Consider the following 25,681-nt stretch of genomic DNA (forward strand, 5'->3'; position numbering starts at 1 on the left):
ACACGATTATGAAAAACATCACTGAAACTCCTATCAAGCACGCTTTGCTTGGTGATGTAAAAATCAGAACATTAAACCCTGAACACGATCTAACGACTATTACCCCTTGGCTTAAACACCCCCAAGCTCAGTTTTGGGGAGCAATGGAACATTCACCCGAAGAAATTTTAGAATTTTATACAACACTCAATAAAGATGAGGCTCAACAAGCCTATTTGCTTGAAATAAACCAAACACCTATTGCTTTAATTGAGGTTTATAAACCACAAATACTAAAACTTGAGAACCACCTAGCGCTTAAAAACGGCGATTTAGGCATGCATATTTTACTCGCTCCAAAGCAGTTCTCTGTGGCGGGGTTTAGCCTTGCTGTTATGCAGTCGGTATTAGAGTTTATGTTTAATACCCTCTCATGTGAGCGAGTGATTGTGGAGCCAGATGTAGCCAATCATAAAATTATCGCCTTAACTTAAAGGCAGGTTTCAGCCATCATAAAGTTATCAAATTGGGTGAGAAAACCGCATTACTTGGTAGTTTAGAAAAAGATCATTTTAATTACTTACAGCATCTTTCGTCTCGATTCGACACTTCACAGCAAGGGCCTGCAGTGCAACAAGCAACGCCATCTTGCAGTACCTCACATCTAGACCAACAAGCGTGGCAATACGCAAATCGTTTACTCATTGCCAAAATGCTCAGTGAGTTTTATCACGAACGACTATTTAGCTACGACAGTGAAAAACCTAACCATTATGTGTTGCATACCATGGGTGGACAAAGCTATCAGTTTAAAGGTGAGCCTATGTTGCTTAATCACCTGCAAGTTGAGCCAAATAGCATTACTAAAATGGCGCTTAACAACAGCCAACCATTAGACGCTATCGCGTTTGTACTTGAGTGTAATGACAAGTTAAACATAGACAAATCAATGCTTGGCACCTATCTCGAAGAACTCGCGAGTACACTCAGTGGCTTTGCATTTAAATTTAAAAATAATCGCTATAGCGCTCAGCAATTAGCAGACGCAGATTTTCAAGTGATCGAAACCCAAATGACCATGGGTCACCCAAGCTTTATAGCCAACAATGGCCGCATTGGTTTTAACTCACAAGATTTTCACCAATATACGCCGGAAGCCGCAAACCCATTTCAAATTATATGGCTTGCGTGTCACAAACAGCATACCACTTATAAAAGTACCCATGATTATAAATACGAGAACTTGATTGCCGATGAGCTTGATGTAGCTGAGCGTTTACGCTTTGAAAAAGCACTGACTGAGCAAGGTTTAAAGCCAAGTGACTATCTGTTATTTCCTATGCACCCATGGCAGTGGTTTAACAAATTAGTCCATGTTTATAGCTATCACATCTCGCAAAAACATATTGTCTGTTTAGGCTACTCGCACGATAGTTATTTACCTCAGCAATCAATTCGTACCCTGTATAACATCAGCAAACCACACAAATGCTATGTTAAAACCGCTCTATCAATTTTAAATATGGGCTTTATGCGGGGCTTATCGAGTGCCTATATGAAAGTAACTCCAGCAATAAATCAATGGTTGTTCGACTTAGTAAACCAAGATAGCTATTTAAAATCTCTGAAGTTTCAACCTTTAAGAGAAGTCGCAACCCTTGGCTTTGATGAGCAGTATTACACTCATCCTGCGCTTGGCGATAACCCTTATAAGAAAATGATGGCGGCTCTTTGGCGTGAAAATCCCGCTCAATACATGGACGAGAATGAAAGCCTTGCCACTATGGCAAGTCTGCTTCATATCGATAGCGAAGGCCGTTCATTTGTAAGTGCTAAAATTGCCAAATCGGGGCTCAGTGCTGATAAGTGGCTAACCCACTACTTACAGGCTTATATGACACCATTGCTACATTGTTTTTACCAGTATGATTTAGTCTTTATGCCACATGGTGAAAACCTCATCGTTCGATTTAACAATCATGTTCCGGTAGGCGTATTCATTAAAGACATTGGTGAAGAGATTGCCTTATTAAATAGTAACATCGAGCTGAATGATGAAATAAAGCGGATTAAGGTAACCATTCCAGAAGGCGTTGCCGTGTTGTCTATTTTTACTGACATTTTCGATTGCTTCTTCCGCTACCTTTCGGCAATTTTAGTAACTGATGGCCTACTGACCGAACAACAATTTTGGCAAGCCGTCGCCGATACAATTGTTCAGTATCAGGCGAGCCACCCAGCGCTAAAAGACAAGTTTGCTGAGCATGATTTATTTGCTGAGTCATTCCCATTGTCATGCTTAAACCGCTTACAGCTGCGTAATAATCAACAAATGGTTGATATAACCGACCCAGCTTCAAGCTTGCAGTATGCAGGTGATTTGCAAAACCCATTGGCGCAATATGCACTTGCAAACACAACAGCATAATAAGCTTGAGTTAGCCTTACGTCAGCAGTGTTCACTGCTGACGTTCTTAACTCCAACAAACGATGAACAATGGTTTAGCAGTCAATGTTTAACTAGCAAGCAACTAACCGATTTGGCTAACGCTATAAAGTTAAGAGGGGCAAATGTTACTGAGGGATATGTCGCAATCAATCTCTACTTACAACTGAGCTGGCAAGTTATTTACTTATTAGTAGCCAGTGTAGAGCACCTTGGTTGCATTCCTGATCTGGTCAATATTAAGCAGCGGGTAACGGGCTCACATATTTATGGTTTGGCTAATTTAAATATCATGGTTCAACATGACTCTTTTAATAATGCAGATTTGATAGAACTGGCAGCCAATCATTTAATTGATCACCAGCATGCTTGGAATGATAACCTGCCATTGCAATACAGGTTAAATGAAGGGTTATTAAAGCGTTTACAAAGTGATACTTTCCACGCAGCGTTAATCGCTTGCTGGCCAGAGAAATCGATAGAATTTATAGCAAAACGTTTTCAACCATGGCAAAAGCTATGTGGTAAACATCGCTTTCGTGATCAAAACAATACGCTGACATTTATGCGTAAAACCTGCTGCTTACACTATCAACTTGTAGCCGCTGATTATTGCGCTAACTGCCCGTTAAACAAAAAAGGCACTAGCGCTTGCTAATGCCTTTTTCTCGAAAAACCGAACCTAGAACCTAAATTCAACGTTTACATTTGCCGCAGTCTCGCTTTCACTGCGATCAAACCAGTTCATCGATTTATAAACTGCTTCACCTGTAATAGCGAACCAATGCGTAAATGCATATTCAAGTGCAATGCTGACACCTGCATTATGACCGTCTTGATCAGCGCTAAAATCAAGGCATTGCTCTGGCGTATCACTGCATGCTCCCGATAAAAATACATCACCTTCCTCTGTACGGTAATACATCTGGGTATAATCAACATCAATAGAGCCTTTTTGATAAAAGACACTGCCGTATAGCAAGGCTTTTGAGCTTAAACGGTATCCTGAAATAAGTGCAATATCATAAGTATCGTGCGACAAATCCCAATCATAGGTATCGTCATCATAATTACCCGCTAATAGTGGACCATACCCCGCATCTTCACTGCGAATATAGCCTAGGCTGACGGCCATAGAGAAGTTTTTCTCGACGGCCGATTCTAAAGGGCTGCCATAAAACTGATGCTTAATAGCGTATTTTTCATAATCATGATCGCCACCAATACCAACCCCTACGGTAAGCTCCGTCGAATAACCTAAGGTCATACTCATCGAAGTCGTTAACGCTGTACTCGTTGATGTACTCTCGCTGGTATCTTTCGCAATGATCTTGCTTGTATCTGTACCGACAGTTGCACGAAAATGAAAGGGATCACTGTTGATCTCTGGGCTCTCAAAGCGGGCCATCGATACACCTGTTTCGGTTGTCGATTGACAGCCTGCTAATAAACCTAAAGCTATAAACGCCAAAAAAGGCTTTAACGTTTTCACGTAATTTCCTTATATATTATTATTTTAACGCGAAGATTCTAGACTAAGGCCTTATAGCTCGCAATAAATTAATAACAAAAAAGGTACAAACTCTATTATTAAGCGCGTTCGTCCTTAGGTGATTCCATTACCACATGAGTTGTAATGGTACGTACCTGTGGTATTGAGCCGAGCACATCAGCATGAAACGCTTTATAGGACTTAAGATCCGCCGTCTCGACTCTCAGCAAATATTCAAACGAGCCAGTTACATTGTGGCACTCTTTTACTTCATCAATAAACTCAAGAGCGTGTTCGAATGCTCGCTGAGATACTGTTGAGTGCTCATTTAAACCAACCCCAACATAAGCGATAAATCCTAGGCCAACAGCCTGATTATTTATAACCGCCCGATACCCCGCAATAACCCCAAGCTTTTCTAGCTCTTGCACTCTACGAAGGCATGCCGAAGGTGATAAACCCACTTTATCTGCCAGCTCGGCATTGGCAATTCGGCCATTGCGCTTAAGCTCATGCAATATTCTGTCGTTAATTTTATCTTTTTTCATTTTTGATTGTGAAATTTAAATACACACAACAACATTAAGCGCAAAAATTGCGCACATTACAACTTATAATTGCATCTAAATTCAAATGGAGAGATAGCGATGAGTTTTGAAATTTTAACAGCCTTGGCATTATTTGCTTTGGTGTCATCAATTACCCCAGGGCCAAATAACTTAATGTTGATGAGCTCAGGTGCTAACTTTGGCTTTAAAAGAACCACACCACACTTACTTGGCGTGACGCTTGGCTTTATGTTGATGCTGGTTTTAGTAGGCCTTGGCATCATGCAGCTATTTGACTTGTATCCACCAAGCTATTTGATATTAAAAGTATTTTGTATTGCTTACTTACTCTATCTGGCGTTTAAAATTGCCACAAGTAACACACAACAAAAAGCCAGTAGTGAGAGTAAGCCGTTTACTTTTATTCAGGCTGCACTATTTCAATGGGTAAACCCAAAAGCGTGGGCAATGGCATTAAGCGCGGTAAGCTTATATGCCCCAGACAAAAACCTCACCTCAGTGTTAATCGTAAGCCTCGTATTTGGCTTAATTAACCTGCCGTGTGTCAGCTCGTGGACTTTACTTGGCGAAAAGCTACAACACTGGCTCGCCAGCCCAAAGCGCTTAAAAGCATTTAACTACCTAATGGCAATACTATTAATCGCTTCAGTGATGTTTAGTTTGTTTTAATTTGAGTAAGCTTTGCTTGGCTTATATTTCACACGGCACTAAAAAGTCGACATGGTAATGCTCATCATGTCGCACCCAGGATGGTTTAGTCGAAAACTGAATATGCGCTTTTAAGTAGTCGGCATACTTGGTTTTATAAAGCCCAGCTTGCAGGGTTGGGTCAAAGATCACTCGCCAAAGATCGTAACCTTTTGCTGTTGCCGATTTATGCAGCTCAACAATATGAGCTGCTAAAGCGGTGTAATCAATCTTAAACTGTTCAAACTGGCCTTGTTTATCAAATTCAATATCGTAGCCAAAACGATTAAACACATGTGTAGGCAAATGAACTGATAGCCCCTTTTCGTTAACAACCGGCGTCATAAAATCAACTGACAAACCATTTTGATGGGTTTTATGTGGACTAAATTTCCCGCCATTTTCTAAGCCCGTTTCAGCGTATTTGTATCGTTTATCTGGATGGGATTTCTGGAGCGCTTGATAGGCATCAACAATAATGTTTTTTACCTGCGAATGAACATACGTACGTCCTGCCAGCTCAGCCACTTTGCTGTAGCTGGTAAAGTTGTCACCTTTGCTGGGTAGTTTTACTGCATTACGTACATAGCCATTGGCAGACGTTCCACCACATACACTGTTGGCCAAAACTGGCCCAGAACAAAAAAATAAGGCTAAAACAAAACTCTTTTTCATCGCAGTGGTATCTTTAAAATTTAAAGTTTAGCGACCTGTGAATGAACAAAAAGTGAAATCTCTGTCTAGCTTTCAATAAGTTAGCTAATTTGATTGAAAAAAGTTAAAACTTTTTGGAATAAACCATTCGCCCACTCGTTACCTCTATGTCAATTCGCAAAAAAGAGGACGAGACAATGACAAATTTAAAACAATCACTTATCGCAATCTGTGTCGTAACTGCAACAGGCTTTTCAGCGGCTTCATCAGCAGCTAACGTGCAACTATCAGTCGCATCTGAACAGCAAACAGCCAGTGATAATCAAGTTTCGACAAGTTCAAACCAAGCATCGTCGAATACGACAATGATGCAATCAACTCAACTGTCAGGCTCGGCAACAACACAAAATTCATCAGTTGGTGTGAATACTGAAAGTTCAAATAGCGGACAAGCAAATAATCAAACAACGATTGAAAACGATGAACAGCAGCCTGCTGAAACAATGCCCGAGCTTGGTTTTACAAACTCAGTATCAAGCGCTTCTCAAGCAGCCAATACCGTAGCGCTAGCAGGTGAGTCAATGCTGTCAACTGCGACAACTGCTATTAGTAATGTGGCCGTCGCTAACACAAATTCGAACATAACCAACGCAATGCAAAATCAATTGAGTCAGCAAACAGATGTATTAACGTCTTTAGAGCCTAGTGAGCTAAGCACTGCAGGCTTAAGTCAGGCCTCGCAAATCACTAATGACCTGCAATCATCACTGACTAGCAATGTACAACAAGCTGCAATGAACTCTGTACAAAGTAGTGTTGAGCAAAGCATTTCATCAACTGTTAGCAACAGCGTTAACCAACAAGTTGCTGAGCAAATAACCGCAGCGACAACTACCGAAGTCGTTAATAACATTCAAAACAGCCTGAACTTAGGCCTTTAACCAATAGCGTGCCGGGTTATCACTCGGCGCTCCTTTAGGAGATTATTATGCGTACAATTAATAAGCTCATCACCTTAAGTGCGTTAACCACAAGCATTCAAGTGTTTGCTACGGATGCAACTTTTCATGCTGATGCACAAATTGGCTTAACAACTAACTCTGATTTAGCCATTAAAGAGTTAGATGATATTTCTTCACAAAGTGATACAGGTTCAATACTTAAAGCTGGTGTTAGTGCTGAGTTACATGCAACTGACAACCTCAAGTTCACACCAAGTTATCGATACGAGCAAACCAATTATCACCAGCTTGACCAGTATGACTTGGCATTGCATCAATATAGCCTTGATTCTAGCTATAGCATTTCTGGTACTGATGTAGGTATACGTTATGACGGTGCTTTAGCAAAAGTAGCAAAAGAAACATTTTTAACCTTGGATCAGGTAAGTTTGTATGTTGGCCATTACGTTAATCCAACAACCTATCTGCGCACTGCGATTAGGGCATCAGATAAACAATTCGCCACACAGTCAATGCGCGATGCAAAAGGGTTAGGGCTTGATTCAAACCTTTATTACTTTATTAATAAGGGTAAAACGATGCTGCTTTTAGGCGCTAGTTTAGATAGAGAAAATGCTGATTCAGAGCAATTCAACTTTAAAAGTTGGGGCTTAAATACGGGCATCACTCATCGTTTTAAAGCGTTTGATATAAGCAATAAAGCAGGATTAAGCTGGCGCTATCAAGATAAAAACTACCAAGAAGTTATCAACCAATCACTTACACAAAGCGAGCCATCACGGGATGAAAGTCGCAGTGTAGTCAGCGCATTTTGGCAGCTTTCTGTTTTTGACTCTTTGCAAATTGTTACTGAAGCAGAGTACGGCGATTATCAATCTAAGTTGGCAGCAAACACCTATACCCAAAGCATTGCTTCGCTGTCATTAAAAGCCAGCTTTTAATCAATTACACCATGTCCAAACACCGTATCTTTGCCCACTTCACCTAAATCATTCGCTTGTTGCTGTAACGCGTGGTAAATGTTTTTAGGAGTTGTATTAGGCTTTGCCGCTAAACATGCAGCCGCCGCTGAAATACGCGGCGCGGCAATAGAGGTTCCAGATTCCCGACCAAGATCCCCTCCAGCTTTTAACGTCATGACATTGACGCCTAATGCCGCAAAATCAATATAATCACCTCTGTTTGACCAGCGGTAAATTCGGTTTTGGCTATCCAGTGCCGTGACAGCAATGACATGTTGGTATGCCGCAGGGTAAAGTGGCAGCGCAGCAGGTCCTTCATTGCCTGCAGCCGCCACTAAAGTTACTTGTTTAGCCGCTGTGGCATTAATTGCTGCCGCTAGAATAGCGTTGTCGGGCCCTGTAAAACTCATATTGATAACAGGCACCTCGTTAGCAACCAACCAATTAAGTGCGTCAACTATTGCAGCTAATGTCGCCCCCTGTGATAAATCAGACTGCTGATAAAACACAGCCGCGCTGTATAATGTTGCCTCAGTTAATAACGGCATGAGCTGCCCATACTTACCGACCAAAACGCCAGCAACCGCAGTGCCGTGTAAATCGGGTGATACTAAGTCATTTGTAAGAAATGACTGCGTTTTTATCTGTGTATTACTAAATCCCGGATGAGTCGTGTCAATCGCACTATCTATCATGCCTATTTTTACAAACCAGTCACACATTGCTGTAGGCTTTGATGAAGGCGCTTCTTGCTGAGAACCATTTTGCGCTTGATAAATATGATTTCTATCCAATAACGATGCATCATCGAGTGAAAGTAAACGTTGCAAATGCGCTTTTGAATCGTAATTGGCCGGGACAACAAACCGAACTAATGACAAACCTAATGACGTGTATTGTTTAGTGACGATAATTTGTGCGCCAATTTGTAAGAGTTTTCCCTGATGCTGTTCATTCGCCAGCATTATCCACTGCCTTTCAACTGCACGAAAACCATGCTCTACATCGACTTCAACAAATGCAGGAGCCTGTAACTGATTGAGTATCTCTAGCCTTTTAGGTAGCGAGGTCACAATTGCTGTTGCGTCGTCGATTAACTCATGTTCGCGTATGCTTTCTACTTGGCTAGTGATGCGCGGTTCAAGTTTATTAACAACAGGATCTATCTGCTCTATCACACCATTTATTGGCTTAATAATCGCTGCTGATAGCGTACTTGAAGTAAACAACAAACTACTTAAAATGACTGATTTCAATTTCATGTTACAGTGACTTCTCATTTAGTTAGGTATTACTATAACGTTTCAGTGAAAGAAAAATTGCATTTATTGGGAATAAAACTTTTTCTTGCCCGTTATAGTAGTGTGAGTTGGCTGAATCATTGATGAGTTGTTTCATTAATCGGCCCTTGCCCTAACCAATAAGGGAAACTATGACAAATACAGTAACCAGTTTATTACCAGCGCTGCGACGTTTTGCATTTTCGCTTACCGGCAATCAAGCAGATGCCGATGATATTGTACAAATGACCATCGAGAAACTTTTACAAAAAGGCATGCCCGATGATATTGAACCACTAAAATGGGCATTCAAGATCTGTCGAAATGTTTGGATCGACGAATACCGCTCGCAAAAAGTGCGCTTAAAGGCAGTTCAAAATACTGAACTTCAAGAACCCGTCTGTGACGATGAACAAGAGAGTTTCGCTACCCAAGAGACTTTGCAACGAGTAAATAACGCTTTAACAAGCTTGCCAGATGAACAGCGCGCTATAGTATCTCTCGTGGCAGTGCAAGGTATGGCTTACAAAGATGTTGCGCACACCCTCGAGATACCTGTTGGCACCGTGATGAGTAAATTGTCACGAGCCAGAGCCGCACTTTATCAATTAATTAAGCCTGATTTCACCAAGGAAAACGCATGAAGATTGATGACCAAACACTCAGTGCTTTTTTAGACAATGAATTACCAGCAAACGAAATGGAAGCAATACGTAATGCAATTGCTGAAGATGAGCAACTCGCTTTACGCCTAGCTGAACTATGTGAAGTTGACATGCTAGTTAAACAACACGCAGCGCAGATTGATATAATGCCCTTGTCTGATGAACTTGCACAAACAATCGAGCAGCATAGTAAAGAGAATGTCGTTTCGCTATCCAAATGGCAGCAAATTAAACTTGCCGGACGCAAACAAATGGCCGTTGCAGCAAGTATTGCAGTGCTTTTTACAGTCGCTATTGCTAGCTTTGTTCAACAACAAGGTTTGGAACAACCCATTGCCAACGCATTAGATCAAAAATTGAGTGGCGACAACACGGTAATAGATACAAACAGAAGCCTAACTGCTCAGCTTAGCTTTGTTAATACTAATGGCGATTTTTGCCGTCAATACACGCTGTATTCTAAAAGTACCCAGCAAACACATATTGCTTGTAAACAACAAGGGATTTGGCAGCTTCATGCATCGAGCGAGCAACGCGCAATGTCAAGCCAAAGCTATCGCTTAGCAAGTAAAACACCTGCGCTTGATAGTTACATCGACGAGCACATTCAAGGCCAGCCGTTAGATCGTAACGCCGAACAACAAGCACTGACTAACCATTGGCAATAAGCGAGACAATCATGAAACACGTGTTATTAGCTTATTTCGCCATTGTATTAATTGGCTGCACCAGCAGCCAACATTCGACCGATAAAAGTATACCAGGCCTAACAACTAAGCAGCTCGCAGATAATCAATATATCCTTCGATACGAAACTCGTCACGGTTCAAAGCGCTCAGCGCTTGAGCAAAGTATGCTGCAAGCCGCAAACATTACGATAGACACCGGTTATGACTGGTTTCTCGTTGCCGAGCAGGCAGTTGATGTAGAACGCTCCAAGCCCACTAACAAACCTCGTTTCGAGCAAAGAGCCCAATGCGGTTTGTTAACGTGCACAAGTCAAACTTCGCCAGCACTGCATGTGTCAACGCTATTAGAGCGTACAATCGTCACACGATTAACAATCATTTTAGGAAATGGCATAAAACCAAGTGAAAAAGCGCATGATGCATACACGCTAATTGAGGGAGGCGACAACACACAAAACTAACATTTAAAGGTGGGTAATTTTTCTTGTGCTAAGCTTTATTTACCTAGAGCTTTTCAGTGCAACTCATGGCTAGTAACGTAGAGAATTACTTTTACCACGGCTTTTTTATCTTCTTACTTATCACGGTAGTAACCTGTTCCATTATAGCCACGCGCCTGATGCGCAGTAGTTTTAATAACCGCTCGATTTGCTTATTTAACCTGTTTTTTTACCTCGGTGTCATTGGCTTTGCATGGCTGTGGATCCAAGACTTATTAGACCTTGCACCAAGTTTTCGCTCTGGCGTGGTGATTTATATGATTTCCATGACGTTGCTACAATTATCCATTTATAACCACGACGAACCTAGCCGATTTAATAAGATAATTATTGCGCATGGTGCTATTTTTTCTGTATTTGCCCTGCTCACTCAAAATATAAATCAACTCGCCCTTGTCGAAGCCAGCTTTACATTAAGCGTGTTACCCGCACTTATTTACTTCACAACTAAACGCGCTGTATGTGAAAAGAATATTGGCAACACTGTGTTGTCAATGGCGCAATGCATTTTACTATTAGTACCCATTTCACAGCTAAGTATTATTACCCATGAACATAACTTAGCGACCTTGTATTCGTTGACCGTCATTGCCCATGCAACCGTGTTTGTTATGACTGGGCTAGGTCTCATCACCACCCTGTTGGTGGATGAAAAAAAGCGTTATTTGGAATTGTCTCTAAAAGACCCGCTTACCGGGCTCTACAATCGCCGCGGGCTGCAATTCATTATTGAACAACAGCAACTATTCAGCCCAAGCCAAACATCTAGTTTATTTGCCTGCGTTGTTGATATTGATTACTTCAAACGGATTAATGATAGCTATGGTCACGATGGCGGTGACCTAGTCCTCGAAGTGTTCTCTGATCTAATGAAACACCATTTAAATAAAGGTGACTTATGTTGCCGCCTTGGTGGTGAAGAATTTTTACTGTTGTTCTTTGCTACCGACATCAGCTCGGCTAAGCAATTTTTAGAGGGCCTACGTAAAACATTTGAAACCAGTCAAATAGCTTATCGAGAACATCGTATATCGGTTACTGCTAGCTTTGGTTTAACCAATTGGCAACCAAATGACAGCTTTGAAAGCTTAGTAAACCGCGCAGACAAAGCCGTTTATGCAGCGAAAAATAATGGTCGTAATCGCATAGAAACCAACAGCCTAAACAAGGAATAAACAACTAGAGACGCCACGAAAACAAATACCTTTCTATCAACCTTGTAAATTCAAACTCTGTCACTATAATTAGCTCGTGCTTAACTTGCAATATGTAGTGCTATGCCCTTAAAAGTATTATTAAATTTTAAATTAAACTGGGTGTTTTTGTGCGCCAGTTTTTGGCTTTTCGCCCTGCCAATTCAGGCTAAATATGTGGTGGCAGTTGTGGGTAAAACCAAAAACGATAGCTTTTATCAGCAAGCTTTTAAAGGCTGTGAGCAATTTGCAAAACAGCATCTCGATTTTGAATGTATTTACGACGGCCCCAAAGATTTTCAAGATATTCGCACGCAAGTATTAGTGATCACCGATCTTGTTCGCAGAAATAATATTAGCGGTTTATTAATCGCAACTACAGATTCCAATTACCTTGTTGAAAGAGCTTTAAAAAAGCTTAAAGATAACAACATTCCTGTGATCACTTTTGACTCTGATCTGCTTGAGGAAGATCAGCAGTACCGTTTAGCTTATGTGGGTACCAATAATTTTGATTATGGTGTGGCCTTGGGGAACGAATTAAAAAAATTCACCAACAAGGCAAATAATCAAGTGTGTATTCAATCAGGGCATTCAACAACGCCTAATTTAAACAAGCGTATTGAAGGCGTTCGCTATGCCTTATCAGGGCAAACAGAGAAACGTTTAAGCGGTGAAAATGGCTGGAGTGAATTTGACCGTTGCCCTTTATATAGCTTAGGTAAGCGAGGGGTGTCACTCGGTCAACTCGACAAACTGCTTAACCTTGAAAATCCACCACTATTTCTAGCGGTAGCCGGTTTTGCTCAATTTAACCCTAACTATGCAAACGTGATTGCTAAACATAAACAACGTATTGCCAATCAAGAAGTGGTGATTGTTTCTGCCGATACTGAGCAAATGCAATTAGCAGTATTACAGCAAGGATTATCATCGGCCAATATTGGTCAAAACCCTTTTGAAATGGGCCGACTTTCTGCCGAGTTGATGTATCAATACCTCACTAAAGGTGAACGCCCAGCTAAGTCTCACTATTATTTAGACTTTCATTATTGTCAGCAAAGTAATGCTGGCACTTGCACCGTTAATCACTAAAACTTTGATCTCACTAAAGTGCAATTAACTCGATAAGCGCTAGACTTACCACAACTTGATTAATTGTAAGGATGTAGCCATGACACACCTAGTTAGTGATTTGATGACGCCAGACCCATTCGCCATTAGCGCGCAAAATACCCTGCATGATGCTCATAATCTAATGAAAGAGAAAAATGTCCGTCATATCCCAGTGATCAATGAGCACGGTGGTTTAGTTGGCATGTTAACGCAAAAAATCATGATTGCTCAGGTAATGAATATCATGGCTAATTACAGCGCCAGCGCTCTTGAACGCAAGGAAAAGCAAACCAAAGTAGTTGATATTATGGCTACCGATTTTACCAGTATCTCGCCAGAGCAACCGCTACACGAAGTTGCTAAGTTTTTTGTTGAAAACCGTCATGGCTGCATGCCGGTGGTTGATAAAGATAACAACTTAGTGGGAATTCTAACTTCATCAGACTTTGTTCGTTTAGCGGCGGCATTACTTTCTTAACTCGTAACTTTGTATCTGCACACTGAATTTTTTACAGAAGGTGTGCAGAGTTTTCATACTCTTTCATAGCCACAACTACTCCAGCCCAAGATAAAAATCAAATTAACCATTTATATTCAACAATTTATAATTTTATAATTATCAGGCACAACGCTTGCTTCTATGTAATTACACATGCTTTTAGATTAAAAGCGAAAGGAAATTTACAGATAATCTCGGAGGAGTAATGAGTAATTCATCATCAAAAGTCGCAGAATTTACAGCACCTGGTGTTAAAGACCAAGCTGCAGCGGACACGATTGCTATTCTAGACCAGCGCATGGTCGCTTTAATCGATTTACACCTCACTTTAAAACACATTCATTGGAATGTTGTTGGCCCTAATTTTATTGGTGTACACGAAATGCTTGATCCACAAGTAAGCGCAGTGCAAGAGATGACTGACACGATTGCAGAGCGTATCGCAACCATGGGCGGCGTACCGGTTGGTACACCTCAATCAATTGTAGAACGCCGTACTTGGCAAGATTATTCAATTGGTAAAGGCTTAGTGACTGACCACCTAACAGCGCTTGATAAAGTGTATAACGGTGTTAATAAAGACCACCGTGCAGCTATCGATAAGCTTGGTGAGCTAGATCCAGTTTCTGAAGATATGATCACCGGCCAACTGGCTGACTTAGAACAATTCCAATGGTTTGTTCGTGCACATATCGAATCGTCTACCGGCGAATTGAAAGGTTAAACCCCCTAGGTCTATCCGAAGACCCCTTGCCCAGCATTTGCTGGGCTTTTTTATGCTTTGTTACAACCAACCTTTATGTTTAAAGAACAAGTAAGGTGCAAAGCCAGACAGCAACATAATGCCAATTGCAAACGGGTAACCCCATGCCCATTGCAGTTCAGGCATGCTGTTAAAATTCATCCCATAGATACTGGCGACAACGGTCGGCGGTAAAAACACCACTGAGGCGATAGAGAAGGTTTTTATAATTTGGTTTTGTTCGATGTTAATAAAACCCTGAGTCGAGTCCATTAAGAAATTCACCTTATCAAACAAAAATGTACAGTGAGACATAAGGGTATCAATATCGAGTACAATTTCACGTAGTGATTCGCGGTCTTCTGTCGGCGCTCCTAGGTGGCGCAGTAAAAACGAGATATTCCGGCGCGTATCCATCAAACATAAACGCACTTTACCGTTATTATCTTCAAGGCGCGAAATTCGACTAACAGCTTCTTCTAAGTCTGAGTCATCCTCTTCAAGTACATAGGCACTGAGTTTTTCTAACTGGTGATGCATGTCTTCAAGCATGTCAGCGTGGTTTTCGACTTTTTGGTCAAATAAAGTCACCAAAAGTTGCTTTGGATTATCACACGCTACCTGCCCTTTCCGAGCACGCAGTCGTAAAAGACGAAAATCGGCTAGTTCATCATCGCGGATTGTCAGCAAGCAGTTGTCTTGTAGTAAACAAGCCACGGTTACCGTATTAAAGCGCCCTTCATTTGGTGACATGAAAAGCGCATGCACATGCAAGCCTTCATGGTCGATAAAACAACGGGAAGAGGCCTCGATTTCTTCAACATCATCAGCACCGGGTAAGGTGATATTAAGCGTGCTTGCCAGCGCTTGCCGTTCTTCTTCGGTCGGATTTATGGTATCAATCCAGTGGGCATTTTTAATAGAAGTAACAAGCGGTGTATCAGCAGCTGGCTCAGTTTCTGTGATCACACCTTGGTCTATAGAAAAAAATCGTAACATGCGCCCTACCCTGAATAATCAATGTATAGCAAATACTATAGCTGTTCACGTTAATGAACAATGACAATGCTACTAATTACCGGGTAAAGCAGAAAAATAATTTAAACCTAACATCAATTGCTTATTTCGCTTTTTTGAAGCGCACCACAAGCATACCTATCAAGATGATGCCAAGGCCTAATAAGCAAGGTACAAAAGCACTTTGCAGGGCAACATCAAACGCTAAAAAGTCGGGGTAACCGGTTTGCCAAAGCGTCCATTCATACCCGAGTTTTGATGCAATATGTTCACCGCCGCTACTAAGTACGATGATTGCATCATTGTTATCTGGGTTAATGCGAAGCGTGCTATTTATTGCCGGTTCATTTGCGCCGTCATGGCCAAACACAAAATCTCCCGATGCTGTTGGCGCATAAAGCATGGTACCTAGCCCCCAAATTGGTGCGCCTAAGCTAATAGCCAATGGCTCTCGCATGGTACTGATCATTTGCGGGCTTAACTGCCCTGTTTGAGGTGATGTTAATGCTTGCACTAAAGCGATCAAGTCATGGCTACTTGCCAGTAAGCCTGTTGCCGCTGCCGATGCGTATTGAAAATGCCCAGCAGCTTGCCCGCTTTTATCATAAGCAGGTGCGATATTGTCTAACTCAGTGAGTACATCGTAACTGGCATCAGTCATATTAACTGGCTTAAAGACGTTATCAGCCATCCAAGTTGCAAAGCGTTGATTCGTTTTCTCTTCTACCAGCAGCTCCAGCATCAAATAGCCGCCCCCAGAATACTGAAAATCGCCCACAGGCTTGGTGACTTTAATTTCACGCACACCCGTTGATGATAGCGGCTTGTTTAGTGACTCAAGCAAGCTTGGTACGGTTTCATTTAGCTCAATATCAGCAAAGCCTAAACCATCACCAAGCCCCGCAGTATGAGATAACAGATGAGCAAGGCTAACAGTTTGATTATCAAACTCTGATTCAGGTAACTGCCAGCCCGTGAGTTGCTCATTAATCGCGCGATCTAAACGAATTTGTTGTTGCTCAGCCAGAGTCATCACGCCATAGGCGGTAATAAATTTACTCAGTGATGCCACGGGGAACAGAGTATTGGCGGTTATTTCATCTTTGCTTTTTGAGTAATCTTGAAAAATCACTTGGCCATTTTCAATCAAAACATAAGCGATATTTGCGTGTTTGTTGGCAATCAGCGCCTGGCTATTAGCAATAAACTGCTCAGTGTTGCCCGTTTCGGCAATAGGTTTTAAAAACCAACCACTGACACCACCATATACACAGGTAGCAGCCCAAACAGATGACAAAAATAGCGTTAACAGAATCGTTTTAAACCAGCTCATACTCTATTCCTTGTATTACAACGCGTTATTAAATCACTTCGATTTGTTCAGGCTTTTTGATAAAGAACACCATTAAAATTAATAGTGCTGCTGGGAATAAAAACACATTTAAATAAGCAAAAATCACCGTTAACTGTAAGATGCACATCAGCAACATTAGGATAGAAAACACCGTTAGCAACGATGACATACCATGGCGCTTTGTCAGTAATAAAGCGGCTGTTATCAAACCCACTAACGCATACAAGCCTAAACTCCCAGCAGAGACCGCCATGGCAATAATTGAAATACTTTCTATTACATCATTCGATGCTTTATCACCTGCAACAGCAAGATAAACATCGCATAACACAGTGGCATGAAAAGCTAATACCAGCACCGCAAGCACACATAACAGTATGCGTACACCTTCAACATCGAACATATCTTTTAGTGCCTTGCGTAAACTCAGATACACATAAATTTCAAGTGCACCGATAAGCACGAACACAAGGTCTGAAAAGTTTAAGCTTTGTAAATCAAGCTTAAGCGCCTCTCCTAAGCCATCGAGTGTTTCGCCAAATACTGAAATCCAGTACATGGGAAAAATCACAGCGAGTAATCCTGCTGCTATGCCGGGTAGTAAATAGTCACGGTTGAGCATATGCCCTCCAAAATCCTGTTGCGTTGTAAAGTTATTCGCTATCGCGTTCGTACACCAAAATATCGCCGGGTTGGCAATTAAGCTCTTCACAAATAGCTTCAAGGGTACTAAAGCGGATCGCTTTCACTTTTCCGTTTTTTAGTAATGATAAATTGGTCATTGAAATATCAATGCGCTGAGATAGCTCTTTCAGCTGCATTTTGTTCTTTGCCAATTCTATATCTAGGTTGATTCGTATTTTCATAGCCTAAAAAGTACACAGCGGATTTATGATTGTCAAACTTTATTTTACGATTATCATAAAATAAAGAATGAAAAACATAATAACTCAGTAAGTAATTAAACCCATTATTTGACCATTTCAGGCATAAAAAAAGCCAGTAAATACTGGCTTTTCGCTCTATTTATAAGTTAGACATTGGCTTGGTAAGCAGGGATAGCTATCGCCGCTACAATACCCAATAAAAATATGCCACCAATGATCAATACGCCCCAAAATGACCATTGTTTTTGTACTCGTTGAAAATGCTCAACGCTATCCCAACGTTTATTTTGCCATGCCATTTCTCGGCCTTTAAAGCCCAAATACACCGATACAATAAAACCAACATAAGGCACTAAGGCCAATAAGCCAATCCAAGTGCTGTTGCCAATTGCCCAAATCCAACTTAGCAAGAAAGCGCCCCAACTAAAGCCTTTAATGCCCTCGGGTAAATCGTCTACCTTCCCCTGCCCTGAGTTATTTTCAGATGCCATCTGAAGGCTTGCTTCAGGTGGTGTGTAATTATCTGCCATGAGTTTTTCCTTATTATTAATTAAACAGAAACCCTAACTTATAGTACTGGGTGTATTTTAAGCAAGCTAAAGATAAGTACCTAAAGCAGATAATTGTTAGCTGATGTGTTTTGTAACATTTATCTCGTTTCCTTTTCATTTTAAATCACCTAGTCTGGGCACATTACTGCAAGGAGAGAACAATGAAAGACTTACAAAAGTTAGTGGGTAATTTAAATAAATCAGGTGCGCTGAGTGGTTTTTTAGGAGGCGTTGCTGGCGGCGGACTAACGAGCTTAATGGGCGGAAAAAGTAAAAAAAGCAGTAAAAAAACCGTAAAATATGGTGCGCTTGCTGCTGTCGGTGGCCTTGCCTGGAAAGCCTATAAACAATACTCAGAACAAAAAGCGGCTCCAGTTCAGCAAACTAGTTCTCGTGGTTTTGATTTTACCCCCGCCACGCTGCCCGAGCAGTCATTTACTGATGCAATCGACGATAATCACAATGATGGGCAATTATTACTCATGCGCGCTATGATTGCAGCCGCCTATGCAGATGGCCACATTGATGAAACAGAAAGACAAAAAATCTTCGCACAAGTAGAAACAATGCAATTGTCTGTGCAAGAAAAGGCCATGCTGTTTGATGAGCTAAGAAAGCCAATGCAACTGTCAGAGTTAGTTGCCGCTGTGCCTAACGCACAAATGGGTATTGAAGTATATGCAGCTAGTGCCAGCGCAATTGATTTAAACCAAGCTATTTCTAAACACTACTTAGACACGCTTGCTAATCAATTATGCATTCCTAGTGAACTGGTAATGAGCATTCACAGAGAGCTTGCCGAATACCAATAAAAATGGGGCGTCTTCGCCCCACTTTAACTCGTAACCAGTAATGATTAATGCGGTTTTTTAGTGCCGTAACGCACCATATCTTTACCGTTTTCATACACTTCACTAGTCACGTAACGGCCAAGTAAAAGTTGATGTTTATCATCAAGTACCGCAATAAATGGGCGGCCATCACTATTATTGGTTGCAAGGGCAACACCTGTTACATTCTCAAGCCCTAAACCACCAGTTTCAACTAGGCGTAAAAATGTTTCTAACTCGTCTAATGTTTCAATTACATCGTTATCGTTAATCATCTCAAATACTCAGTGATTGCTAATGGGCGTAGCATAGCAGGATTAAAAACAGGGTGCGAATAACAGCTCCTAATCTAGCTTACTTTTGGACTAAAAATTGACACAACGCTATTCAATTGATGATACTTTCGCTATCGATAGAGGCAGTGAAGTTTAATGAGTAACCATTTAACGCTCGAATTAATGACCCCAAAGGGCAATCTTGCCGATAGCATACAAGCTATTTGGTATGCCACAGCGCACTCTCAAGGAGAGCAATGGCTTGCCTGCGATGGTGCCACAGGGCTTGTGTTTCCTGTTATTGGTGAAGTTTTACTGGATGACAAGCCGCTTGCTGCTCCTTATGCAGTGCAAGAAACATCGACTCAAGCATCTAAAGTCACATTTTCACACGATGCACAGTTTTGTGGTATTCGTTTTAACCCAACCGTATTGTCTGAACTAAAGCGAAACGCTCACCCACTCCTTGCAGAGCAGTCCCTATCTGAAATTGCACTAGGTCTGCAATATAATGCCAGCTTAGCCGTGTTTGTTGCGCTTATTAGCCGCCACTTTACTGATAATAAAAGCATTAACCACAGTAACAGACACTCAAAGCACCTTATCCGCAATCTTATTGAGTTAACACCACTCGAGACTGCTTACCAACTAGCCCCTCTCAGTCAACGTCAGCTCGAAAGGCAAGTTAAGGATCAATGCGGCGTTACCCCTAAGTATTTTGAGCGTATTTACCGAGTAAAACTTGCTAAACAAGCAATTAAAGATAACCCTGAAATGAGTTTTGCAGACATTGCACTTGAATGTGGCTTTACCGATCAGCCTCATTTAATTAAAGAATTCAAAGCGATAATGCACATCACCCCAGCAAAATACCGCAAGTTATTAAAAGATTCTCAAACTAAACAAACAAAGCTTATTTTGCGCTAGTCCCCGAAATAACGAAGCCAATAATTAAAGTACCACTGGGCTGTTTAATTTTCTGTGCTAGACAGAATTGATACTGAGCGATTTTATTTGCGCTTGGCATTTATCCATAGGATAGTTAAGCCAAGCCTACTAAACGTGCTGTAACTAAATAGGATAATCATGAAAAAAGTTTTACTTGCCACCGGTTTAATCGCCTCGTCATTTACTGCATTTGCAGCCAATTTAACCGTTGAAGAACTGCGTATTGAAAAAGCCAGCAAAGCCATGCCAAAGGTGTTAAATGCTTTTTCTGATGAAGTGAACCAATTTGAAAAACAGTGGCAAGCTGCCGCTAATTATCAGCAAGCAAGTGATCTTATTGATGATTACGCTAAACAATTATGGCGCGATGCCAAAGCACGTATAATTAAAACCAACAGCTTCGACGACCGAGAGCTGTATTGGGCGCGTTTACTTTCAAGCAAGATTATTCGTACCAGCAAACCCCAGTTTGCAATGACCGACAGCGAACAAACCGCGTTATTAACAATGCTCGAAAATGGCAGCCGTGGCCGCACCGACCTTGATTACAGTAAAAAAACCGACAAACGCATTTTAATTACAGGTTTTGATCCCTTCTTATTAGATAGAAATATTAATCAAAGTAACCCATCCGGTGTTGCAGCATTATTACTTGATGGCCAAGTGATTAATTACAATGGCATTAGCGCTGAGATCAATACGGTGATGGTGCCAGTACGCTACGAAGACTTTGACCAAGGTATTATCGAATCATTACTTGCGCCATATTATGCACTTAACAATGTCGATATGATTGCCACTATCAGTATGGGCAGCAAAGACTTTGATCTTGAACGCTTTCCGGGTAAACGCCGCAGTGTAACGGCACCCGATAACGCCAACATTGTGTATGGCGGCACAGCCACTGCACCGAAAATTTCGAGCCTAAACGACCGCCCTCTTCCGGGCAATGAGTTTGTCACTTTCAGCTTACCAGTTAAGCAGATGCAACAAGCCAAAGGGCCATTCCCAATCAACGACAATCACAAAGTCGTTACGCTTGAAAAAGCATTTGAGCCACAATCACTTAAAGAGTTAGAAGGTGCGATTGCAGTAAAAGGCGGTGGCGGCGGCTACTTATCAAATGAAATTTCGTATCGTAGTATTCGCCTACGTGATGAGCTTAATTCAGACATCCCTACAGGGCATATTCACACCCCACGTATTCAACAATTTGAGCCAGAAACAGAAGCTAAAATTGTTAAGCAAATTAAAGCAATGCTTGAGCAAAGCTTAGTTGCAATTTAAAGCGTTAAGCTCAGCTATAAAGTAATAGCTGAGCTTTTTCCAACTCACAATTGATAGTTATTGTGGACCTGTTCCGCCATTCACTTTACTGCCCAAAGAATTTGGATCATCCAAGCGGTATGGGTAAAGTTGAATATCACCAAATACTGTTGCTCCGCTATCACGATATTGATCAGTTGCAGAACTTCCAGTGTAAACATTCCCTGAGGCACTAAAATAACCAGAGCCTTGATTCCAGTGAGGTTTTGCTGAATTTTCAAAGTAATTATTTTCCACTAAAACCTCAGCGCCATTCCCCGCACTAATTGAGAAATAAGTAATGTTCTTCCAGTAATTATTAAACATATGCACGCGTGAATTATAGCCATCCACTTTAGGATTTCGCCCTGCTGCTGTATCCCAAAAATTGTGATGTGCTGTTATTTGAGAGTTTCTAAATAAATGGGTATACCAATGCTGGTTGGCGCAAACTTGGGGGTTATATCCATAAAAACGATTCCAACTTAAGGTAACGTTTTGACTATTGTCGACATCAATATATCCATCACTTATTTTATTAAATGCCATGTGATCAACCCATACATGACTACTATCATCTATTGAAATAGCATCACCTGCTTCAACAAGCGCAGGATTAATATCTTCAAGCATAATGTTCTTAATAATAATATTTCTCTGCTTGCTAATAACGAGGCTGGCACCGATTATTTTCGAGTTTTTACCTAACCCTTGCAGTGTTTTATTTGATTGCACAATGATACGTCTATCATTACGGGTAACATTCACGGTTGAGTTTGAGCTACTTCCCAACTCACTACAGCTTTGATTACCAACGGGAATTCTGTACCACGTTTTACCGTAATCTCCCCATTGACCACAATCAAGTGGACAAGCTGGTACCGTTCTGTTCGCAGTTCGACAATCAATCACTGTGTTATCTGGGACCTGAATAACCGCAGCAGAGCCAGAACTCAATGCAGTACTTAAATCATCACAGCTATATACTGTGATGGCAGTGTTATTACCACCACCGGTCGTTGTGCTCAATCCATCTTGACCTGCTTGAGATGCAAAGCCTATTAAGTCACTGGGAGTGGTTCCGGTAGTCCCACAGTCGCCATTTACTGGATTAATAAACCATCTTTGTGCACTGATCCCAGCATCATCATTTTGATAAACATTTGCAGTATTATTTGAGCCTGCAACTGTCAAAGATTTACCAGTTAACTTATTGACGATATTAAAGCCGCCCGATGAAGATGCTTTTAACAACCAACGTTGATTAGCCCCTTGCCAATCATCATAAGCAATTATATTTGCACCATTTGATTGCGATGAGTTCAACACATCAAGAACTTTATTGTTAAATTTAGAGCGTATAATCCAATAGCCATCTGCTTCTTGAATAAGCTGAAACTTTTGGTTATTTCCACCCCAGTATTCGTAGCTAATAATATTCGGGGCTGAGCTAGAATCACTGGTATTTACATCAAGTGCAAGGCCAGAGCCTCTATTAATAATGGAATATACAGTGCCAGATTCAGGCATAGCACTACACTGTTGTGCATGAACAGCACTCTGAGCAAAACACGCAACTGCTAGTAGGCATAATGCTAACAGTTTAGTTTGGTTTAAAATCTTCAAGACTATCTCCTTTATTATATTTGTAATATAAAATTACATTATTAAAGAGATAGTTTAATTTATCCGTACCCAAAAGCACTCATTTATGTTTATTTTATGTAAACAAATGTTAAAAATCACCCAGCAACGCAGCAATTTCGACCTTGCTTTTTCGCTTTATAAAGCGCGTCATCTGCTATTTTAAACAAGCTATCTGAATCAAACGCCTCATTAGCAGCCTTACTGGCAACACCTATCGATAAGGTAACATAGCTTAAGTCTGCACGACCTTGGTGGGTAATCTGTGCCGTTACAACAGCGTTTCGTAGCGTTTCAGCCACTTTGAGTGCCTCCTGCTTATCTGTATTGCTGAGCACAATTACAAATTCTTCGCCGCCATAACGGGCAACAAAGTGATTACTTGGCTGGGTATTTTCCTTAAGAAGATTGGCGACTTCACATAACGCTTTGTCACCTTGATCATGTCCATAGTAGTCATTGTAGAGTTTAAAATGATCGATATCGGCGACAATCATTGAGATAGGTTGCGAAGCTAAATCTGTATCGCTGGCAAGCATTGCAAAATGTTTATCCAATGCCCGACGATTGGCAAGCGTCGTCATTGAGTCGGTATTACTGATATGTTTTAACTTCTGGTGGCGCTCTAGTATTTCTGCACGTTGATTTTCTATCAGAGTGAATAACTCATTCATACCTCGCCCGAGCTGGTGCAATTCGTTATTACCAAAATACTCATCCCGAGCGCTAAAATCGTTATTACGTATTGCTGAATTCACCAATATATAAAGCTTTCTGAGTGGCCTTAAAACTTGTTGATTTATATATAAATAAAACAAAATAAACACTGAACCAGAAATCAATAAACCGGTAATTAGAGAGCTATCAAACAAGCTTCGGTCGTAAGTCCGTTCACGAGATGCGATAGATAGTACAAACAGTAAGTCTCCTGCTTGGTCATTGACTCCTAAGTAAAGCCGCCGATTGTATTGAGTCGTCTCGACTGCACTCCTTTTTTCACCAAACACCCTAATTAGATGTTCCTTATATTTTGGTGCTTCATCAGTGCCATAAAAGCTAATATCATTTGCTAACCCTGGTGTTAGATTTTCGACAAAGTCTTCATCAATAAAGCTCCAAAGCAATAATGTCGCCACAAATTCACCTGTGCCATCGGACTTCGTTACATTGTAAGCGACGGTGACGGCAGGCGTGTTATCTATGGTAATAAACCGGACTTTATGAGTTAACTCAGATTGGCTATTATCTATATCGCCAGATAAGATTATTAGGTTGTTTTCTATCAACAAATTTGGGGTTTCTAAAATCGTTGGTGAGTAAGGCTTATAATCATTATTAAAACTGCCACCGCCGATGATATTTGCCTGTGTATCATATAAATACCAACCATTTACGTCTAATCGTTGTAATGCGTCTGCAATAACATAGTCACTATTAAACCACTGGGTATCACGTTGCTGTGCAGCTTCATACATGGTATCCCAAGCAGCGCTGTCAAAGACCATTTTTGACAGCGCATCAATCTCTTGCTGAAGTTGTGACTCAACGCGCTGAATATCAATCCGATCATTTTGTTTTGTCATCGCTTCAAACGTTGGCAAAATCCAAAAATGCCGAATAATTGTTTGCGCCAACAAAATAGCAAAGCACGCCGCGGTGAAAGCAAGTAATAAGCGTTTTTTGAGCCTCGCACCAATCACCATAAAATACCAAACCAAGCAGAATAAAAAGTACATTAGTATTAAAAAGTATAACCACGTTTACTCAGTTTGCTTGCCAAGCTTTAATAAATCAGCCTCATAAAGGCAGAACCTCTACTAAAGTTGGTGACTGATAAATTGTAAAATCCCTGTTTATATCTAAACTTTTAGTATGAAATTTTGAAGGGCTACTGTATGAAAGGTATCGTCTTTACCGAGTTTTTAGAAATGGTCGAAAATGAATTTTCTTATGAAGTGGCAGACAAAATCATTGAAGAAAACTCACTTGCTTCAAATGGGGCCTATACCAGTGTTGGTAATTACGACAACGCTGAAATGATCATGCTTATTACTTCGTTAAGTAAGCACGTCAATACGCCTGCAGAACAATTAGCCACGCACTATGGTAAGTATTTATTAAATCGTTTTTTTATCCTTTTTCCTCACTTTTTCACCAGTGTTTCAACTACGTTTGACTTTTTAGATACCATCGACCGCCATGTTCATGTAGAAGTTAAAAAGCTTTATAGCGACGCTGAGTTACCAAGCTTTGAAACAAAACGTATTAGTGAGCGCAAAATGCAAATGTTCTATCGCTCTGGAAACCCTTTCGCCTGTTTAGCAGGTGGATTAATTGAAGGTGCGTGTGAAAAATTTAATGAAAAAATTACGATTAAAAAGGATATAAGCGCTGATCATATGTCGGCAACCTTTACTCTAACAAAAGAAGATTAG

At 40.9% G+C, this 25,681-nt stretch carries 29 protein-coding genes; 17 read left to right on the forward strand and 12 right to left on the reverse strand.

Translation table 11 applies throughout. The features are described from left to right. Window positions 1-8: 8 nt before the first annotated feature. From C2M33_RS14080 to C2M33_RS14090, 3 genes are read left to right on the forward strand one after another with little or no spacing between them, the layout of a single operon-like run. A complete protein-coding gene (locus C2M33_RS14080) occupies window positions 9-473 on the forward strand; it encodes a GNAT family N-acetyltransferase (protein ID WP_105174719.1) in 465 nt (154 codons plus the stop codon). Between the two features lie 32 nt (window positions 474-505). Next, window positions 506-2,407 (forward strand): IucA/IucC family protein, encoded by a 1,902-nt coding sequence (locus C2M33_RS14085; RefSeq protein ID WP_105174720.1) that lies wholly within the window; start codon window positions 506-508, stop codon window positions 2,405-2,407. Further along, on the forward strand, window positions 2,382-3,083 hold the full coding sequence (locus tag C2M33_RS14090) for a (2Fe-2S)-binding protein (RefSeq protein ID WP_158685592.1): 702 nt from the start codon (window positions 2,382-2,384) through the stop codon (window positions 3,081-3,083). Before C2M33_RS14085 ends, C2M33_RS14090 begins: the two co-directional genes overlap by 26 nt. Window positions 3,084-3,107: 24 nt before the next feature. On the opposite strand, the gene C2M33_RS14095 is transcribed toward C2M33_RS14090, so the two are convergent. Together C2M33_RS14095 and C2M33_RS14100 are read right to left on the reverse strand one after the other, a co-directional pair. Continuing rightward, complete coding sequence (locus C2M33_RS14095; RefSeq protein WP_063700430.1) at window positions 3,108-3,917, reverse strand: hypothetical protein; 810 nt, start codon at window positions 3,915-3,917, stop codon at window positions 3,108-3,110. Window positions 3,918-4,015: 98 nt separating this feature from the next. Next, a complete protein-coding gene (locus C2M33_RS14100) occupies window positions 4,016-4,465 on the reverse strand; it encodes an Lrp/AsnC family transcriptional regulator (RefSeq protein ID WP_054551870.1) in 450 nt (149 codons plus the stop codon). Between the two features lie 99 nt (window positions 4,466-4,564). Here C2M33_RS14100 and C2M33_RS14105 point away from each other — a divergent pair, with 99 nt between their 5' ends. Continuing rightward, on the forward strand, window positions 4,565-5,155 hold the full coding sequence (locus C2M33_RS14105; RefSeq protein ID WP_105174722.1) for a LysE family translocator: 591 nt from the start codon (window positions 4,565-4,567) through the stop codon (window positions 5,153-5,155). Window positions 5,156-5,176: 21 nt separating this feature from the next. On the opposite strand, the gene C2M33_RS14110 is transcribed toward C2M33_RS14105, so the two are convergent. Beyond that, the gene (locus C2M33_RS14110) at window positions 5,177-5,848 is read right to left on the reverse strand and encodes a penicillin-insensitive murein endopeptidase (RefSeq protein ID WP_105174723.1); all 672 of its coding nucleotides are present in this window, start codon (window positions 5,846-5,848) and stop codon (window positions 5,177-5,179) included. 176 nt (window positions 5,849-6,024) lie between these two features. On the opposite strand from C2M33_RS14110, the gene C2M33_RS14115 reads away from it, so the two are divergent. Together C2M33_RS14115 and C2M33_RS14120 are read left to right on the forward strand one after the other, a co-directional pair. Then, window positions 6,025-6,768 (forward strand): hypothetical protein, encoded by a 744-nt coding sequence (locus C2M33_RS14115; RefSeq protein WP_105174724.1) that lies wholly within the window; start codon window positions 6,025-6,027, stop codon window positions 6,766-6,768. A 47-nt stretch (window positions 6,769-6,815) separates the two neighbouring features. Beyond that, on the forward strand, window positions 6,816-7,730 hold the full coding sequence (locus C2M33_RS14120) for a surface lipoprotein assembly modifier (protein WP_063700439.1): 915 nt from the start codon (window positions 6,816-6,818) through the stop codon (window positions 7,728-7,730). Here C2M33_RS14120 and C2M33_RS14125 read toward each other — a convergent pair. Continuing rightward, the gene (locus C2M33_RS14125) at window positions 7,727-9,013 is read right to left on the reverse strand and encodes a S8 family serine peptidase (protein ID WP_063700441.1); all 1,287 of its coding nucleotides are present in this window, start codon (window positions 9,011-9,013) and stop codon (window positions 7,727-7,729) included. The genes C2M33_RS14120 and C2M33_RS14125 overlap by 4 nt on opposite strands. 170 nt (window positions 9,014-9,183) lie before the next feature. Between C2M33_RS14125 and C2M33_RS14130 the strand changes: the two genes are divergently transcribed. The 7 genes from C2M33_RS14130 to dps all read left to right on the forward strand — a co-directional run bounded on the left by C2M33_RS14130 (window position 9,184) and on the right by dps (window position 14,417). Then, complete coding sequence (locus tag C2M33_RS14130; RefSeq protein WP_063700442.1) at window positions 9,184-9,675, forward strand: RNA polymerase sigma factor; 492 nt, start codon at window positions 9,184-9,186, stop codon at window positions 9,673-9,675. Beyond that, a complete protein-coding gene (locus C2M33_RS14135; protein ID WP_105174725.1) occupies window positions 9,672-10,364 on the forward strand; it encodes an anti-sigma factor family protein in 693 nt (230 codons plus the stop codon). Before C2M33_RS14130 ends, C2M33_RS14135 begins: the two co-directional genes overlap by 4 nt. Window positions 10,365-10,375: 11 nt before the next feature. Continuing rightward, window positions 10,376-10,846, forward strand: a complete 471-nt coding sequence (locus C2M33_RS14140; RefSeq protein ID WP_105174726.1) for a CC0125/CC1285 family lipoprotein — start codon at window positions 10,376-10,378, stop codon at window positions 10,844-10,846. Window positions 10,847-10,911: 65 nt separating this feature from the next. After that, complete coding sequence (locus C2M33_RS14145) at window positions 10,912-12,060, forward strand: GGDEF domain-containing protein (protein ID WP_105174727.1); 1,149 nt, start codon at window positions 10,912-10,914, stop codon at window positions 12,058-12,060. 207 nt (window positions 12,061-12,267) lie between these two features. Further along, window positions 12,268-13,173 (forward strand): substrate-binding domain-containing protein, encoded by a 906-nt coding sequence (locus C2M33_RS14150; protein WP_233999218.1) that lies wholly within the window; start codon window positions 12,268-12,270, stop codon window positions 13,171-13,173. A 79-nt stretch (window positions 13,174-13,252) separates the two neighbouring features. Further along, window positions 13,253-13,672 carry a CBS domain-containing protein gene (locus C2M33_RS14155; protein WP_054551886.1) on the forward strand — a complete coding sequence of 140 codons (420 nt, stop codon included), beginning with the start codon at window positions 13,253-13,255 and terminating at the stop codon, window positions 13,670-13,672. Window positions 13,673-13,898: 226 nt separating this feature from the next. Continuing rightward, entirely contained in the window at window positions 13,899-14,417 is a 519-nt protein-coding gene (gene dps / locus C2M33_RS14160; RefSeq protein ID WP_063700453.1) for a DNA starvation/stationary phase protection protein Dps, read from the forward strand. Between the two features lie 60 nt (window positions 14,418-14,477). On the opposite strand, the gene corA is transcribed toward dps, so the two are convergent. From corA to C2M33_RS14185, 5 genes are all read right to left on the reverse strand, one after another. Continuing rightward, the gene (gene corA / locus C2M33_RS14165; protein WP_055021294.1) at window positions 14,478-15,434 is read right to left on the reverse strand and encodes a magnesium/cobalt transporter CorA; all 957 of its coding nucleotides are present in this window, start codon (window positions 15,432-15,434) and stop codon (window positions 14,478-14,480) included. Between the two features lie 121 nt (window positions 15,435-15,555). After that, window positions 15,556-16,785 (reverse strand): serine hydrolase domain-containing protein, encoded by a 1,230-nt coding sequence (locus C2M33_RS14170; RefSeq protein WP_105174729.1) that lies wholly within the window; start codon window positions 16,783-16,785, stop codon window positions 15,556-15,558. A gap of 28 nt (window positions 16,786-16,813) precedes the next feature. Continuing rightward, window positions 16,814-17,428 carry a hypothetical protein gene (locus tag C2M33_RS14175; RefSeq protein WP_105174730.1) on the reverse strand — a complete coding sequence of 205 codons (615 nt, stop codon included), beginning with the start codon at window positions 17,426-17,428 and terminating at the stop codon, window positions 16,814-16,816. A 31-nt stretch (window positions 17,429-17,459) separates the two neighbouring features. Continuing rightward, entirely contained in the window at window positions 17,460-17,672 is a 213-nt protein-coding gene (locus tag C2M33_RS14180; protein ID WP_054560716.1) for a helix-turn-helix domain-containing protein, read from the reverse strand. A gap of 167 nt (window positions 17,673-17,839) precedes the next feature. After that, window positions 17,840-18,223, reverse strand: coding sequence for a hypothetical protein (locus C2M33_RS14185; protein WP_105174731.1), 384 nt, complete (start codon window positions 18,221-18,223; stop codon window positions 17,840-17,842). 182 nt (window positions 18,224-18,405) lie between these two features. Here C2M33_RS14185 and C2M33_RS14190 point away from each other — a divergent pair, with 182 nt between their 5' ends. Beyond that, window positions 18,406-19,056, forward strand: coding sequence for a tellurite resistance TerB family protein (locus C2M33_RS14190; RefSeq protein ID WP_105174732.1), 651 nt, complete (start codon window positions 18,406-18,408; stop codon window positions 19,054-19,056). Between the two features lie 44 nt (window positions 19,057-19,100). Here the strand turns inward: C2M33_RS14190 and C2M33_RS14195 are convergent, their stop codons facing one another. Continuing rightward, on the reverse strand, window positions 19,101-19,349 hold the full coding sequence (locus tag C2M33_RS14195; protein WP_054560719.1) for a hypothetical protein: 249 nt from the start codon (window positions 19,347-19,349) through the stop codon (window positions 19,101-19,103). Window positions 19,350-19,505: 156 nt separating this feature from the next. Here C2M33_RS14195 and C2M33_RS14200 point away from each other — a divergent pair, with 156 nt between their 5' ends. Together C2M33_RS14200 and C2M33_RS14205 are read left to right on the forward strand one after the other, a co-directional pair. Further along, the gene (locus C2M33_RS14200) at window positions 19,506-20,276 is read left to right on the forward strand and encodes an AraC family transcriptional regulator (protein ID WP_105174733.1); all 771 of its coding nucleotides are present in this window, start codon (window positions 19,506-19,508) and stop codon (window positions 20,274-20,276) included. 159 nt (window positions 20,277-20,435) lie between these two features. Further along, window positions 20,436-21,584, forward strand: a complete 1,149-nt coding sequence (locus tag C2M33_RS14205; protein ID WP_063700466.1) for a hypothetical protein — start codon at window positions 20,436-20,438, stop codon at window positions 21,582-21,584. Window positions 21,585-21,641: 57 nt separating this feature from the next. On the opposite strand, the gene C2M33_RS14210 is transcribed toward C2M33_RS14205, so the two are convergent. Both C2M33_RS14210 and C2M33_RS14215 read right to left on the reverse strand, forming a co-directional pair. After that, the gene (locus C2M33_RS14210) at window positions 21,642-23,228 is read right to left on the reverse strand and encodes an RICIN domain-containing protein (protein ID WP_105174734.1); all 1,587 of its coding nucleotides are present in this window, start codon (window positions 23,226-23,228) and stop codon (window positions 21,642-21,644) included. A gap of 116 nt (window positions 23,229-23,344) precedes the next feature. Continuing rightward, on the reverse strand, window positions 23,345-24,949 hold the full coding sequence (locus C2M33_RS14215; protein ID WP_063700470.1) for a sensor domain-containing diguanylate cyclase: 1,605 nt from the start codon (window positions 24,947-24,949) through the stop codon (window positions 23,345-23,347). 192 nt (window positions 24,950-25,141) lie between these two features. Here C2M33_RS14215 and C2M33_RS14220 point away from each other — a divergent pair, with 192 nt between their 5' ends. Continuing rightward, window positions 25,142-25,681 (forward strand): heme NO-binding domain-containing protein, encoded by a 540-nt coding sequence (locus C2M33_RS14220; protein WP_063700472.1) that lies wholly within the window; start codon window positions 25,142-25,144, stop codon window positions 25,679-25,681.

It is taken from the genome of Pseudoalteromonas sp. T1lg122, assembly GCF_002964825.1.
GTDB classification, from domain to species: domain Bacteria; phylum Pseudomonadota; class Gammaproteobacteria; order Enterobacterales; family Alteromonadaceae; genus Pseudoalteromonas; species Pseudoalteromonas gelatinilytica.